The sequence below is a fragment of the Microcystis viridis FACHB-1342 genome (assembly GCF_014698335.1).
Classification (GTDB): Bacteria; Cyanobacteriota; Cyanobacteriia; order Cyanobacteriales; family Microcystaceae; genus Microcystis; species Microcystis ichthyoblabe_A.
In genome coordinates this window covers 37,768-51,251 of record NZ_JACJSV010000006.1, presented here as the reverse complement: position 1 = coordinate 51,251, position 13,484 = coordinate 37,768, and the positions used below count along the sequence as shown (strand labels likewise).

At 39.7% G+C, this 13,484-nt stretch carries 14 protein-coding genes; 3 read left to right on the top strand and 11 right to left on the bottom strand.

The genetic code is table 11. The annotated features are described in order from the left end of the window. Positions 1 to 13 precede the first annotated feature (13 nt). Genes H6G40_RS03810 through H6G40_RS03800 form a run of 3 tightly spaced genes read left to right on the top strand, consistent with a single transcriptional unit; the run spans position 14 to position 2,544 of the window. Positions 14 to 181 carry a hypothetical protein gene (locus tag H6G40_RS03810; RefSeq protein ID WP_002733637.1) on the top strand — a complete coding sequence of 56 codons (168 nt, stop codon included), beginning with the start codon at positions 14 to 16 and terminating at the stop codon, positions 179 to 181. 9 nt (positions 182 to 190) lie between these two features. Then, positions 191 to 2,137, top strand: coding sequence for an AAA family ATPase (locus tag H6G40_RS03805; protein WP_190537301.1), 1,947 nt, complete (start codon positions 191 to 193; stop codon positions 2,135 to 2,137). Then, on the top strand, positions 2,137 to 2,544 hold the full coding sequence (locus H6G40_RS03800; protein ID WP_002732247.1) for a hypothetical protein: 408 nt from the start codon (positions 2,137 to 2,139) through the stop codon (positions 2,542 to 2,544). The genes H6G40_RS03805 and H6G40_RS03800 overlap by 1 nt, the downstream gene beginning before the upstream one ends. 42 nt (positions 2,545 to 2,586) lie before the next feature. Here H6G40_RS03800 and H6G40_RS03795 read toward each other — a convergent pair whose 3' ends face one another. The 11 genes from H6G40_RS03795 to secA form a co-directional block, all read right to left on the bottom strand. After that, complete coding sequence (locus H6G40_RS03795) at positions 2,587 to 2,838, bottom strand: hypothetical protein (protein ID WP_002750923.1); 252 nt, start codon at positions 2,836 to 2,838, stop codon at positions 2,587 to 2,589. A gap of 5 nt (positions 2,839 to 2,843) precedes the next feature. Further along, positions 2,844 to 3,602 carry a hypothetical protein gene (locus tag H6G40_RS03790; protein ID WP_002743467.1) on the bottom strand — a complete coding sequence of 253 codons (759 nt, stop codon included), beginning with the start codon at positions 3,600 to 3,602 and terminating at the stop codon, positions 2,844 to 2,846. Between the two features lie 30 nt (positions 3,603 to 3,632). Continuing rightward, entirely contained in the window at positions 3,633 to 4,025 is a 393-nt protein-coding gene (locus H6G40_RS03785; protein WP_002750927.1) for a Mo-dependent nitrogenase C-terminal domain-containing protein, read from the bottom strand. A gap of 577 nt (positions 4,026 to 4,602) precedes the next feature. After that, entirely contained in the window at positions 4,603 to 6,360 is a 1,758-nt protein-coding gene (argS, locus tag H6G40_RS03780; RefSeq protein ID WP_069473929.1) for an arginine--tRNA ligase, read from the bottom strand. 92 nt (positions 6,361 to 6,452) lie between these two features. Next, entirely contained in the window at positions 6,453 to 6,839 is a 387-nt protein-coding gene (locus H6G40_RS03775; RefSeq protein ID WP_002793526.1) for a type II toxin-antitoxin system VapC family toxin, read from the bottom strand. Next, positions 6,839 to 7,066: a type II toxin-antitoxin system VapB family antitoxin gene (gene vapB, locus H6G40_RS03770; RefSeq protein WP_002732589.1), complete on the bottom strand. Its 228-nt coding sequence runs from the start codon at positions 7,064 to 7,066 to the stop codon at positions 6,839 to 6,841. Before vapB ends, H6G40_RS03775 begins: the two co-directional genes overlap by 1 nt. A gap of 41 nt (positions 7,067 to 7,107) precedes the next feature. Further along, complete coding sequence (gene ispF / locus H6G40_RS03765) at positions 7,108 to 7,587, bottom strand: 2-C-methyl-D-erythritol 2,4-cyclodiphosphate synthase (protein ID WP_002732071.1); 480 nt, start codon at positions 7,585 to 7,587, stop codon at positions 7,108 to 7,110. A 673-nt stretch (positions 7,588 to 8,260) separates the two neighbouring features. Further along, positions 8,261 to 8,767 carry a DUF4276 family protein gene (locus H6G40_RS03760; RefSeq protein WP_080601585.1) on the bottom strand — a complete coding sequence of 169 codons (507 nt, stop codon included), beginning with the start codon at positions 8,765 to 8,767 and terminating at the stop codon, positions 8,261 to 8,263. Between the two features lie 24 nt (positions 8,768 to 8,791). After that, positions 8,792 to 9,979 (bottom strand): AAA family ATPase, encoded by a 1,188-nt coding sequence (locus tag H6G40_RS03755; RefSeq protein ID WP_190537299.1) that lies wholly within the window; start codon positions 9,977 to 9,979, stop codon positions 8,792 to 8,794. Positions 9,980 to 10,154: 175 nt separating this feature from the next. After that, positions 10,155 to 10,358, bottom strand: a complete 204-nt coding sequence (locus tag H6G40_RS03750; RefSeq protein ID WP_148045308.1) for a hypothetical protein — start codon at positions 10,356 to 10,358, stop codon at positions 10,155 to 10,157. A 238-nt stretch (positions 10,359 to 10,596) separates the two neighbouring features. Beyond that, positions 10,597 to 13,410, bottom strand: a complete 2,814-nt coding sequence (secA, locus tag H6G40_RS03745) for a preprotein translocase subunit SecA (RefSeq protein WP_069473927.1) — start codon at positions 13,408 to 13,410, stop codon at positions 10,597 to 10,599. Positions 13,411 to 13,484 lie beyond the last annotated feature (74 nt).

Here is a 13,484-nt window from a genome sequence, read left to right as displayed (position 1 = left end):
CCACAAAAAATTCATGGACATAACTGCTAAAATTAAAGAAATAGCCCAAAAATATGAGATACCTCCCCAACTGCTAAAGGAAGCCATGGCTTTAGAAGTAGAAAAAATTACTCTAAAAAATCGGCAGCTATCACCTAAAATTGTCAAACTTATCGAAAAATATACCGACTCCTCACAATAAATAAACTCTATGACTTTGAGACTGAAACAAATTCGCTTAACTAATTGGAAATGTTACCCTAGTCAAAATATTACTTTTAACCTGCATCCCGACAGAAAAATTCATATTATCTTCGGTAATAATGGCCACGGTAAAACTTCTCTGATGACGGCGATTTTATGGTGTCTCTATGGGGTAGATATTGTATCTAAAGAGACTCTGAAAACCTATTTTTATCGAGGTGAGGAGGATTCTTCATCAGCAGAAGAAAAAGAAATGCGGGTAGAATTAAATTTTACTAGAAACGAGAAAAATTACTTTATCAGTCGCACAGCGAAATTAAAAGTTAATGGTAGCACTTCTTCTCTCAGCTTAGAGGAAGCATTATTTTATGAAGATGGAACCATAAGAAGTAACTCTAGGGAATATATCGAAGCATTGCTTCCTAAATCTATTCGAGATTTTTTCTGTTTTGATGGCTTAAAAATTGAACAATATACCCAGATAACTCAAACTAAAGAAGCAAAAGAAGCAATTGAAAAAGTTTTGGGTATCCCGGAATTAAGAAATCTGCGCGATGATACAGAAAAAGCCTTACAAGAATTAGAAAACCGTTTCAATAAAGCAGAGGGAACCAGTCAAGCTTTAAAAGATAAGAGAAAACAATTGCGAGAATTAGAAGGAGACATTGAACTTAAAAAAGGTCAGCTTAAAAATGCTAAAGATGAGGAAAAAAATGCTATAGTTATCTACCAAGTCGCTCAAGAAAAAGCTGCTCAGATTGAAAATTTACGAGAAAAATTAGAGGAAATTAATAACTTAGATAAAAAGCGTATCGGTTTACAAACTGAGTTAAATAACCTGCAAAAGTCTATTGATTCTTGGTTAAAAACAGCTTCGATACCTTTGCTGATTAACTTTGTGCAGGAAATGGCCGATGATTTGCAAGTTACTAGCTTAAAAAGCAACTATAAAACTAATTCTACAGCAATTTTTAAAGCAATACTTGACGATGAAAGCTGTCTATGTGGTCGTTGTTTAGACAAAAATTCTCGTGACTTTATACTTCAACAAATTGCCGAACTAGAGTCCTTAGAAGTGGACAACACCACCAGAATAGAAAAAGATCAAATTAGAATTGATTTACAGGGAATTATCCGAGATAATGCCAAACTTAGCAATTATAGTCAATTGCTTTTACAAAGAGATCTTTTAGAAGAAGAAATCGAAGAAATCAATCAATATATTAAACAGCTAAAACAGGAAACCACGGGAATAAATCAAGACTCGGTTAGGGATATTTGGCGAAAAGTTGACGAATCGGAACAAAAAGTTAAGGAGATTGAAGAAAAGATCGAACGCTTGCAAAAGGACATTGAAATCAAAGAAAAGCAATTAGAACATTTACGCAAAGAAGTGGAAATTTTAGCTAGTGAAAATCAAACCACACTGATGTTATCTAATCAGGTTAAAATGGCCAGAGGTTTAAAAAATGCCACTAACGAATTAATCGAATGGCATATCGATAATTCCCAAAAAATGATTAATCAAGTAACCAGCGATCGCTATTTACAAGTAACCAACAAACCAGAGGAATATAAAGGAGTAGAAATCACTCCCGAATATACTTTAGGAATCCGTACCATCACGGGAAAATTATTAAATCCCGATGTCTTAAGTGCGGGAGAAAAGGAAGCTTTAGCTTTTGCTTTTATCACTGGTTTAAATCAAATAACCGATAATTGTGTTCCCCTAATTATGGATACACCTTTTGGCCATTTAGACAAAGAACATCAAAAAAATATTATTAACTCTCTCCCTAATTTAAACTCCCAAGTGATTATTTTAGCCACGGATCGCGATCTACCCGATCGACTTTTAAATCTCTTGCTTCCCTACACTACCGATATTTTAAAAATACACCGTTTGGCTGCCGATGAAGATGCTTCCGTGATTGAAGTGATGGAGAATTACTAATGCAGAGAATCGATCCCAGTTTGAAGATTTATGCCTCGGAAACTTCCAGAAATTATCTACAGGTACTAAAAGATAATAAAACCTTTGAGCGCATGGTAGATGCTTATTTATTCGCCGCTGCTTTTGCCATTAAAGAAGACTTCAGTATCTACGGAATCAATCTGAGTAATCGACAAGATTTAATTAATATTAGCCAAATCGAGCCAGAAGTTATTTTAGCTTTAACCGCAGGAATTTATATTATCTGTAAAAAGAATTCCTATCCTCAACCCAGCGACGGTAAAGAAGTTTTAGATAAGATCTGTCAATACGCAGAAGTGGGATTAAGGGAATTAAAAGAACGCTGGCAAGGCAAAGTCAGCAATCAAATCCAAGCTGACATTGAGAGAATTATCAATAATCTCTAAAATTCTCCCTATCTAACTATCTTTTTTAGGGATAACGACAAATTAGATTCTTTCCACACTGCCAAAAAAGACGGGTTCCACGCGAATAGCAACGATACTAGCTGGACGTAAAACCATATATTCCCCTTGAATATTTCTGATCGGAACATTGATAAAATCCCTGGAATCGGCTTTCGGAACTAATTCGTTACTGTACCACTTTTGAAATTCTTGGATAGTCAAAAAACGTACCTCCTCGCGATGTCCACTGCTCAAGAACAAATGTACAGCGTACTCGTCAGCTTTTCTACTCATTTTTTTTAACTAATCAGATTGAATTTTTGTAATAAAGTTGCCATTAAAGGCGGAAAAGTGAGACGCAATTCGCTCAGATCCGAGAAAATTAATTTTTGGTAGCTTGGCAGGTCAAAAGCTAGTTTACCCTTTAATTCCGCCCGATTTTGATAGGTTAGCAGAATTTGTCCGCCCTGTTTACAAGCGATCGCATAACCCAATTCTACACCCACTAGGGGACTGGGCAGTAATTCCGTTTCCTTTTGGCTAATCGCCGTAGCATCGGCAATAAATAATAAACTTTTGCGAATTTTGCGTAATTGACTATCACTCAACCGGGTGACATTGCCCTCAGTTCGAGGCGTTTCTTCCATAGTTAAGGGCAAACGGGAGCGTTTATTGAGATTTTCGACGGTTTCGGTCAAAACTGTTTTTAAAGCGGTGCTAGAGTCCTTAAATTGGCTTTGGGAGCTAAAATAAATGATGGGATCCAGCCAAGTGCTGAGGTCCTGTTTAGTAAAGTAAATTTCTTGGGAAATCAGGTCAATATTCGAGATGACGTAACCGCCACTACCTTCGAGGTAAAATTCCACCCTTTCCCCTTCTAAATAGCGTTGGAACCAGACAGAACCCTGTATTGTCAGACTATCATCGAGAAAATCGGCTCTTAAACCCGATTTTAAGAGACTATTGCGACTTAAGCGCAAGTCGTGGGGACGTTTGACAACCTCGCGGATAGGTTCGTATTTGTCCAGATACCAAGCTTTCAGAGCGATGATGGCCATAGGTGTGGCGATTAAAGACACTCTCCCATTTTAGCAGTAAGCACCGATATCCTCTCCACATTCATCGGCCAGGTAAGAAAGAGCGCGAAATCTTAACATCATCAGGTTTTCGTAGAGGGGATTTAGCTTGCAAAGGGGGGGAATCTCTAGAATTGTCCAGCTAAATAGGTTAATTTTCCGCGCAAAGGGACATTGAGCCGGAATTAGACGACAAATCCTGTGAGCTAGTTCAGGTGTATTGATTTCTAGGCGATCAATTCGTTGCCGCAGGGGTTGCCATAAATCCCATTTTGGTTGCGGTGACGGATTTTTCCGATTGCCTTTCGACCAAGGGGCGATCCAATTAGAGACAATTATTTTATTTGTGGTATAATCTGATACATCAGCATCGGCCATAGCTTTATCTTCAATTGATTGACTCATAAGGTTCTATCTGAGATTACGACAGGGCAAATGCTCTTTCCCGAAAATCCTCTAGGACGTTCGGACATTTGACCGCTTTAACGATAACATCTCTGGGATAAAATTACTCGTTAAGACTACACAGGAACGCTGGGGCTGCGGAGAGGAAATCTGAACTTTTGTACTAATTCCCGATCTCCGAGTTATCACCTGAAAGCTAATAGGCAACAGACGACAATAAGATAACGTCATGAGTCAGTTTAACTAGATTAATCTCTAAGCTTCCCCCAAAGATATTGGCTCTGATTAGAGCTATATCTAGGTTAGCAAAAAGTCAGGTTTTTTCACGTCAGCATAGTACACTTTTTCTGGGTATAAAATATCACCCGCTTTTGTCAAAGATACGCAATGCAAGGGGTGGGGTGTGGGGTGTAGGGTGTAGGGTGTAGGGTGTAGGGTGTAGGGTGTAGGCTGTGGGGTGTGGGAATTATGAATTATCAATTATGAATTATCAATTATCAATTATGAATTATCAATTATGAATTGGGTCGTTTTTTGCTGTCAACTGATAACTGATAACTGATAACTGATAACTGATTTACATTCTTTCCAAAACGGGAATTCCCAGGAGAGATAAGCCTAATTTTAGGGTTCTTGCCGTTAAATCACACAAAACTAAACGAGAGGTTTTAATCGGTTCTGCTGCTTTCAGAACGGGACAATTTTCGTAGAAACGATTATACTTTTTACTGAGTTCATAAAGATAATCACATAAACGATTGGGTAATAAATCCTCTTCCACTGCACTAATTACTTCCGGCAGTTGCAGTAATTGTTTAGCCAGAATTAATTCGCTTTCATCCTTGAGAATTAGCGGTGAATTGGCACTTAAATCCTGAAAATTAATACCACCTTCGCGACTGATACTCTGGACCCTAGCGTAAGCGTACAGCATATAGGGGGCGGTGTTGCCTTGCAGATTGAGCATTTTGTCGTAACTAAAAACGTAGTTACTATTGCGATTTTGGCTGAGATCGGCGTATTTAACGGCACTTAAACCGACAGTTTCGGCAGTCTTAGCGATAAAATCGCCGGTTTCTTCTCTTTCCTCGCTTGCCAGTCTTTTTTCTAAGTCAGCTAGGGAATAGGCGATCGCTTGATCGAGTAATTCTTGTAATTTTACCGTCTCTCCGGAACGAGTTTTTAATTTTTTACCATCTTCCGCTAAAACTAATCCAAAAGCGACGTGAACCACTGCCACATTATCGGGTAAAAATCCCGCTTTTTTAGCCACCTGAAATACTTGGGCAAAATGGTTAGCTTGTCCAGCATCAGTAACATAAATTATTCTTTCGGCCTTATCTTCACGCACTCGATAACAAATTGCCGCTAAATCGGTGGTAGCGTAATTATAACCGCCGTCGGATTTCTTGACAATTAGGGGCAGAGGATCCCCCTCTTTGTTGGTAAAACCATCGAGAAAGACGCATAAAGCGCCATTGTCTTCTATTAGCAATCCCTGTTGATCTAATTCTCTGATTACTGTCTCAAGGTAGGGATTATAAAAAGATTCCCCCCTTTCCGTCAGTTTTATATCGAGAATATCATAGATTTTCTGAAATTCCCGTCGTGATTGTTGACAAAGTAACTGCCATGCTTGACGACTTTGAGGATCACCTGACTGTAATTTTACTACGGCTTGACGGGCAGTTTCTTTAAAGTTTTCGTCTTCATCAAAACGAATTTTAGCCTTTTTATAAAAGCTAACTAAATCCCCTAAATCAAGAGCATCTGCTTGGGTTAAAGCGCTAGGATAAGCTTCTTGTAGATAGGTGATTAACATCCCGAATTGAGTACCCCAATCCCCGACGTGATTAAGACGAATTACTTGATGATGACGAAATTCCAAAATCCGAGCAATACAATCACCAATTATAGTTGATCGCAAGTGACCGACGTGCATTTCTTTAGCAATATTGGGACTGGAAAAATCGACAATAATTTTTTGACTGGGGTTAGCAGTGGCAACTCCTAAACGGTTGTCAGTAATTAGGTCTTTTAATTGGGTTTCTATATAACTGGGTTTAAGGGTAAGATTGATAAAACCAGGTCCGGCAATTTCGGGGGGTTGACAGAGATCATCTATCTCTAGATTTTTTAGTAAAGTTGTCGCCACTTCCCGCGGTTTTTGTTTTAATTCTTTGGCTAAAGAGAGGGAAATATTACATTGATAATCGCCAAAACGGGGGTTACTAGCGGCGACAATTAGAGGATCGGTAGCGGCAAAGTTTTCCCCAAAGGATTTAACTAGGGATTGGGAAAAACGCTCTTTTATTTGTTGGATAATGGCAGTCATAGAGAGAATTTAGCAATGAATGTTAGAAGTCTATGGGGAATTAGGAAATTTATCTTGCTCTCATCTTGAATAGAATTGAGCCGGACGGGGTATTATGTCCATTTTCTTGGTACATTATAAGCATCAAATTTAGTATCTTTACTAATTAGAATTAGCGATCTGTTTAGAGACTGAGCAATTAGCATTCTATCAAATGGATCACGGTGATACAAGGGTAAAGTACAAATTTTTAGAGTATCAGAAAATGATATAGACAGTAAGGTTATATCTGATGCTTCTAGTTTAGTTTCAATGGTTTCATAACTTTTTTGTAGGGCTAACTTACCTAAATTTAACTTAATCGCGATTTCCCAGAGACTAACAATACTGACATAAACTTCAGGAGCAAAATCAATTTCCTCCCGAAGATTATTAGGTAAGTTAGGATCGTTTTCAGTTAACCAGATGAAAGTATGGGTGTCCAGAAGAAAAGATGTCATCACATATATTCCTGAAAATCTTCCAAAGACTCATCAAAATCATCGGACAAAGGTAAGGTAAATGTACCTTGTAAAATTCCTGAACGACGTTTTCTAAGAGAAGGTTTCTCTATAATAACATCTGATTGATAATTGGCCATCAAATATTCAGCATAGTGCAGCAGCTCTATTTTTAATAACTCTGGCATTGCTTCGACAGTTTCTAAGATTTTTGTGTCTATATTCATAGGTTTGGGATACTTAATCTGAGCTAATTCTTACTAATTACTTATTCCTTAACCAATAAAACCACGGCATAAACCGCGATACCTTCTTCTCGTCCTACTGGTCCTAATTGTTCGTTAGTAGTGGCTTTAATTCCCACCTGTTCTGGATTAATCTTGAGAGTTTCTGCTAACTTGGCTCGCATCGCGCTGAGGTGGGGTTTCATTTTCGGTTTTTCGGCAACAATTACCGAATCAATATTATTAATCTGCCAACCTTTATCGATAATTAATTGATTAACTTGTTCTAATAATTTTAAACTATTCGCCCCTTGCCATTGTGGGTCTGTGGGGGGAAAATAATGACCGATATCGCCTAAACTAAGCGCTCCCAGCATGGCATCCATAATAGCATGGGTTAAGACATCGGCATCACTGTGACCCAATAAACCGACAGTATGGGCAATCTCTACTCCTCCTAAAATTAAAGGTCTTCCTGTTACTAATCGGTGGATATCGTAGCCGTTACCAATACGAATATTCATAGAGCAGTCCCTTTGAAGTTATATTAATTATCTTATCGCAAAAGGGAACAAGTGAGGGAAAAGATTTCCCTCACTTGTCCTTATTAGTTAATTAGCTAGGAAGGATGAACTATTCTGCTGAAGTTTTTCCCAATACAATGAAAGCTTATACTAAATCTATTTTTGATAGTATCATTAACTGCCAATCCAACTTTAAAAACCCACTTGCCACTTGCCACTTCCCACTTCCCACTTCCCACTCTATACTTGTTAAATAAGATTTAGTATAACTCGATCGCTGTTAAAATTGCGGTAGAATCGGGAGAGGGTTGGGTTTCATGCTTCAAACCAACCTACGTTCTTTTTAAATAAGATTTATAGCGTTTTTCAGTCTGCTGAGGTACAAAAGTTATGGGTTTTAGGCACTCATGCAAAAGGGAAGAAAAATAGGTGTACCTCACTAGCTTCGGAAACGCTATAGTTAAACACCGAATTTTGAACAATTATGCAACAATTTATTCAACAGTTAAAAATCGATTTATCCTTGACAGTGATCTAGCAGTTTCATCATTTACTTTCCTAAATATACTTAGCTAATCATCGCCAATAAACCTTGATAAAAAATCTGAAAACTAGGAGAACAATTATGAGCAGGAGTCATAAATTGAGAAATTTCTCGGGCTGCTTTCACTTTTTATAAACCTCCTCGATGATACCCAGCTTTTTGAAGTATCTTTTCTAAGTTTTCCCAAGTTCCGCCCGGAATTTCATCGGGTTTTCTGTATTTTGCTTGCTGTCCCACATTAGTAGAAACTTTGGGATAGGCTGAGACTATAGCCTGAATATCACCAAAAAACCAAGCTTCTAGTTCTTCTATAGCAATTCTATTTAACACCTGAAATGTTTTTTTATCTTCACTAATCGTTTTGGTGATCAGTCCTGTTTGTTGGGCAATATTTTCTAACTTTTCTTTGAGCATTTGACAATCTTCATTGTCTCTATCTACAAGAATAATGATTCGATAATCATCGGGTATCCAGCATTGATAGCCTTTTAATCGCTCCGGTAGTTTTTTGATTAAATCGGATTTACCTCGAAAGGCATGAATTTTATAGGTGACATTCTCAAATAATATTTTAGGTAAAATTTGATTTAAACATTCTTGGGTAGAAAATTCTTCAACTAAAAATTCAAGATGCACTTTTTCCCTCCTTTGCTATTAAACTTAAATGCTAGGATTACCCACATCAAAATAGTCCTCCATCCATAATTGACCCAACAAAGCACCATTTTGAATAAATTCCTTAACTCCTTGCATTGCTGAAGTACGTTTAGCTTGAGTAAAACCATTTTCATCTCGATAAAGTACCCAAACCTCCTCTGGTTTCAAACCATCTACAAAAAAGGGAGAATGAGTTGTTACCATTAATTGTGTACTTGCGGTCGCTGCCCGACATTCTTCTGCTAATTCAGGTAATAAACGGGGATGAAGATGATTTTCTGGTTCTTCTATTCCCAGTAATTGCGGAGGGCTTGGATCGTATAATATAGTTAAATAAGCCAACATTTTTAAAGTGCCATCGGAGGCAAATTTGGCAAGAATTGGCTCTTGAAAAGGTGCGTCTTTAATTTGAAGTAAAAGCTGTCCATTCGGCATAATAGATGCTTCTACTTTTTCTAATCTAGGAATTCGACGAGAAAGGGTTTGTAAAATAGATTCTAATCGTTGAGGATGATCTTCTTTTAAATATTGAATAACATTAGGTAAATTGTCACCAGTTGGCGATAATCTTTCTTGCGCTCCTGCTTCTGGTTGAGTGCGAGTATTATCTGCGGTTAAGTAGGAAAGATACCAACTTGTGATAAAACGACGCAAAGCACTAACCCGGGGATGTTTGGCCAATTGTCCGAGGGTACTAACAGCTAAAAATTCTGGGGAGTCTAATCGTTCAGAGATTCGTTTATCTTTTGGTTTGGGATTTTCTCCACTAACCACTATTCCTCCCCCTTCTTTAAAGTCTAAAAAGCGATAAGGTTTGCCCTTCGCTCCTTGTCTCCACTGTAACCATTCTTCGGCAACATAAGGGCGATTGTTAGCTTCATTAATAGCCAAATGATAGGTAATTAAAGGTGATGCCAATTTTTCTCGATATTTTAATTCGATAATGATGTAACCTTCTTGTCCTCTGGTTCTTAATTCTTTAAATCTTCCCCGTTTGTCCCAAGCTTTTTTTAAACCAACAGTAAAACATTCAGAGAGGAAAGCAAAGACATCAAATATGGTAGATTTTCCGCTCCCATTAAGACCGAGAAAAACGGTTAAAGGAGCAATGCTTTTTAATTCTAAGTCCTGTAAAGCTCGGTAATTTTGTACGCGCAGATTTTCGATTCGAGGTATAGAGTTTTTAGACATTGATTGTTGCTCTCTGCTGCTTTTAGCTCGTCTTGTCCCAGATTAGCTGTTAATTTTCCCAGTTCCCGCAAAAAACTGGTCAATTTTTAGTAATCTCGCTCTTCTGGACTGGTTATAGCAAATTAGCTCTCCTGATTCTACCGCAATTTTAACAGCGATCAAGTTATACTAAATCTTATTTAACAAGAACGTAGGTTGGGCTTCGGCCGTGAGCTTTTGCCGAACGGTTGAAGCATGAAACCCAACGCTCTCCCGATTCTACCGCACTCCGAGTTTTTTCTTGGGGATAATCTCCTAAATTCTGACTATCCACTGCCGATTGCCGCAAAGGATAGCCATTTATTCTATCAGAATGAGAAGATATTAAATATGATAACACTTGTGACTATATTTTTCACTGCCTTGCTGGCAGTTACGGATTTTACTTACCAAGTTTTGATTCATTTTCCCATACAAATCCTCAATTCTTTGGGGTCGTTGCTGTCCTATGGAGTAATCGGACTGATAATTTTAGTCCTAGTGTGGATTGTAGGTGACTGATTTCTCGGTAGAAAAAAATGAGAGAATCAGCCTTAGCCAATTCTCCCCAATTTAAACCAACCTTTAATTTTTACTGTTCACTCACTAGCCACTGCTTGGGGTTGTCCTTGCGGTTGGAATTGGAACAGGGAATAAACCACGTTACGACGGATATCAATCATCATTTCTAAAAACATCTCGTAGCCTTCCTGTTTATACTCAATTAGGGGGTCTTTTTGACCGTAACCGCGTAAACCAATCGACTCGCGTAAAGCTTCCATAGCTTGCAGGTGTTCGCGCCATAACATATCGATTTGTTGCAGGATAAAATAACGTTCGGCATCGCGCATGAAACCGGCGCGAATATTATCCACTTGACGTTCTTTAATTTCGTAGGCTTTGCGAACTTCTTCGTGTAGGAACATCTTGATATCATTAACACTCATCTCCTCGATATCTTTAGCGGTAATATCTGCCAACAGATAGACGAATTCCTGAGATTTACTAATCAGTTTTTCTAAATCCCATTCTTCTGCCGGCAGTTCAGGATTAATATAAGCCATGACGATTTCATCCATGGTTTTTTCGGCGTATTGCAGCACCTGTTCTTTTAGGTCCATCCCCTCCAAAACCCGACGACGTTCGGCATAAATAGCGCGCCGTTGATTATTCATCACCTCGTCGTATTCAAACACCTGTTTCCGGGCATCATAATAGAAGGTTTCCACTTTTCTTTGCGCTCCTTCCAGGGAACGAGTTAACATTCCCGACTCAATGGGCATATCTTCTTCCACCCGGAAGGCATCCATTAAACCAGCCACGCGGTCGCCCCCAAAAATCCGCAATAAATTGTCTTCTAGACTTAAAAAGAAGCGTGTAGAACCGGGGTCGCCCTGTCTGCCCGCCCGGCCTCGCAATTGGTTGTCAATACGGCGGGATTCGTGGCGTTCCGTCCCGATAACGTGCAGTCCGCCCCTTTCTACTACTTCATCGTGTTCTTTGCCTGTGTAATCTTCATAACTTGTGCGAATTAATTTATAGACTTCGCGTAACTTTTGAATAACCGGGTCATCCGTGGGAGCTTTTTCGGCTGCGATAGCGATTTTTTCTTCTGCTTCTAATTCGGGTAAACTTTGAGTTCCGTGGGTATCAACGGCAAATTTAACCGCTTCTTTCAGGGCATTTTCTACCTCTTTCGGTAACTCGGTGGGAAAAATTTCCGCCGAGGCGCGCCAGTTTTTTTTCTTCTTACCCGGGGCGAATCCTTGGGGGCGATTGCGTTCTCCTAAACTGGGTAAACTAAAGGCCAAATTGTCATCCTCGGGCATAACTAATTTGGGCATTAAATACTCGCGAATTTTCAATCGGGCCATATAGTCGGAGTTACCACCGAGAATGATATCGGTTCCCCGTCCCGCCATGTTCGTGGCAATAGTTACGGCTCCGGCCCGGCCTGCTTGGGCGACGATTTCCGATTCCCTTTCCACGTTTTCCGGACGAGCATTAAGTAAGTTATGGGGAATCTTTCTTCCCTGTAATAACAGCGAAAGCACTTCTGATTTTTCCACACTGGTGGTACCAACTAAAACCGGGCGACCCTGTTCGTGCATTTGTTGACATTCTTCGGCGACGGCGTTCCATTTTGCCTGTTCATTTTTATAGACCACATCGGCTAAATCTTGCCGACGAGAAACGCGGTTAGTGGGAACAATTGTTACTTGCAGGTTATAGACTTTTTCTAGTTCCGTTTCTTCGGTTTTAGCCGTCCCAGTCATGCCGGATAATTTCGGATAGAGTAGGAAAAAGTTTTGATAGGTAATCGTGGCTAAGGTTTGGGTTTCCTGTTGAATTTCTACCCCTTCCTTAGCCTCCACTGCCTGATGTAAACCATCGCCCCAACGTCGCCCCGGTAAGACCCGTCCCGTGAACTCATCAACGATAACAATTTCACCACTGCGAACGATATAGTTAACGTCTTTTTTCTGGAGTTCTTTGGCACGAATAGCGTTAGAAATATAGTGCGCCCAGGGATTTTCTTGGTCGTATAAATCGGTAACTCCCAATAGTTCTTCCGCTCTTTTAAAGCCTTCATCGGTCATTAAAACGTTACGGTCTTTTTCGTTAACTTCGTAGTCTCCCGGTCCGTCTTCTACTTTTTGGCGCACTAATTGCTTGGCGATTTCGGCGGCGAGAATATATTTTTCTGTGGGCCGATCGATCGGTCCTGATATAATTAATGGAGTTCTGGCCTCATCGATAAGAATGGAGTCCACTTCGTCGATAACGCAGTAGTTAAAGGGTCTTTGGACAACTTCCCCCATCACTGTAGCCATGTTATCGCGCAGATAATCAAAGCCGAGTTCGCTGTTAGTGGTGTAGGTGATGTCACAGGCATAATTTTTCTTTCTTTCTTCTGGACTCATGCCGGCTTGAATTAGTCCCACACTTAACCCTAAAAAGCGGTGTACCTGCCCCATCCATTCCGCGTCACGACGGGCGAGATAATCGTTAACGGTGACGACGTGAACCCCTTTTCCGGTCAATCCATTCAAATAAGCGGGGAGAGTGGCAACTAGGGTTTTTCCTTCCCCAGTTTTCATCTCGGCGATTTGTCCTTTGTGCAGTACCATTCCCCCCAATAACTGCACGTCAAAGTGACGCATCCCTAAGACTCGGATTCCCGCTTCCCGGACAATGGCGAAAGCTTCGGGGAGGATTTCCTCGAGAATCTCCTCTCTTTCGTCATAATTTCTCGCTTTGTCTAATCTTTCCTTAAATTCGCTGGTTTTGCTCCTTAATTCCTCATCGGACAGGTTTTTAATGTCTTCTTCCAGCAGGTTGATTTCGGTGACGAGGGGCTGAAATTTTTTAATTTTGCGGGCGTTGGGATCTCCGAGTAGGGCTTTTAACATAGCAGTTTTTATTCTCTCGCTTCGATTGGCTCTTGGTCTGTGGTGTTAACAATTGTATCACTCTCGTTGGGAGT

What these genes read in the sequence shown, in the direction of transcription:
- H6G40_RS03810 (WP_002733637.1), top strand. Translation starts at nt 14, where the DNA reads ATGGACATAACTGCTAAAATTAAAGAAATAGCCCAAAAATATGAGATA.
- H6G40_RS03805 (WP_190537301.1), top strand. Translation starts at nt 191, where the DNA reads ATGACTTTGAGACTGAAACAAATTCGCTTAACTAATTGGAAATGTTAC.
- H6G40_RS03800 (WP_002732247.1), top strand. Translation starts at nt 2,137, where the DNA reads ATGCAGAGAATCGATCCCAGTTTGAAGATTTATGCCTCGGAAACTTCC.
- H6G40_RS03795 (WP_002750923.1), bottom strand. Translation starts at nt 2,838, where the DNA reads ATGAGTAGAAAAGCTGACGAGTACGCTGTACATTTGTTCTTGAGCAGT.
- H6G40_RS03790 (WP_002743467.1), bottom strand. Translation starts at nt 3,602, where the DNA reads ATGGCCATCATCGCTCTGAAAGCTTGGTATCTGGACAAATACGAACCT.
- H6G40_RS03785 (WP_002750927.1), bottom strand. Translation starts at nt 4,025, where the DNA reads ATGAGTCAATCAATTGAAGATAAAGCTATGGCCGATGCTGATGTATCA.
- argS (WP_069473929.1), bottom strand. Translation starts at nt 6,360, where the DNA reads ATGACTGCCATTATCCAACAAATAAAAGAGCGTTTTTCCCAATCCCTA.
- H6G40_RS03775 (WP_002793526.1), bottom strand. Translation starts at nt 6,839, where the DNA reads ATGACATCTTTTCTTCTGGACACCCATACTTTCATCTGGTTAACTGAA.
- vapB (WP_002732589.1), bottom strand. Translation starts at nt 7,066, where the DNA reads ATGAATATAGACACAAAAATCTTAGAAACTGTCGAAGCAATGCCAGAG.
- ispF (WP_002732071.1), bottom strand. Translation starts at nt 7,587, where the DNA reads ATGAATATTCGTATTGGTAACGGCTACGATATCCACCGATTAGTAACA.
- H6G40_RS03755 (WP_190537299.1), bottom strand. Translation starts at nt 9,979, where the DNA reads ATGTCTAAAAACTCTATACCTCGAATCGAAAATCTGCGCGTACAAAAT.
- secA (WP_069473927.1), bottom strand. Translation starts at nt 13,410, where the DNA reads ATGTTAAAAGCCCTACTCGGAGATCCCAACGCCCGCAAAATTAAAAAA.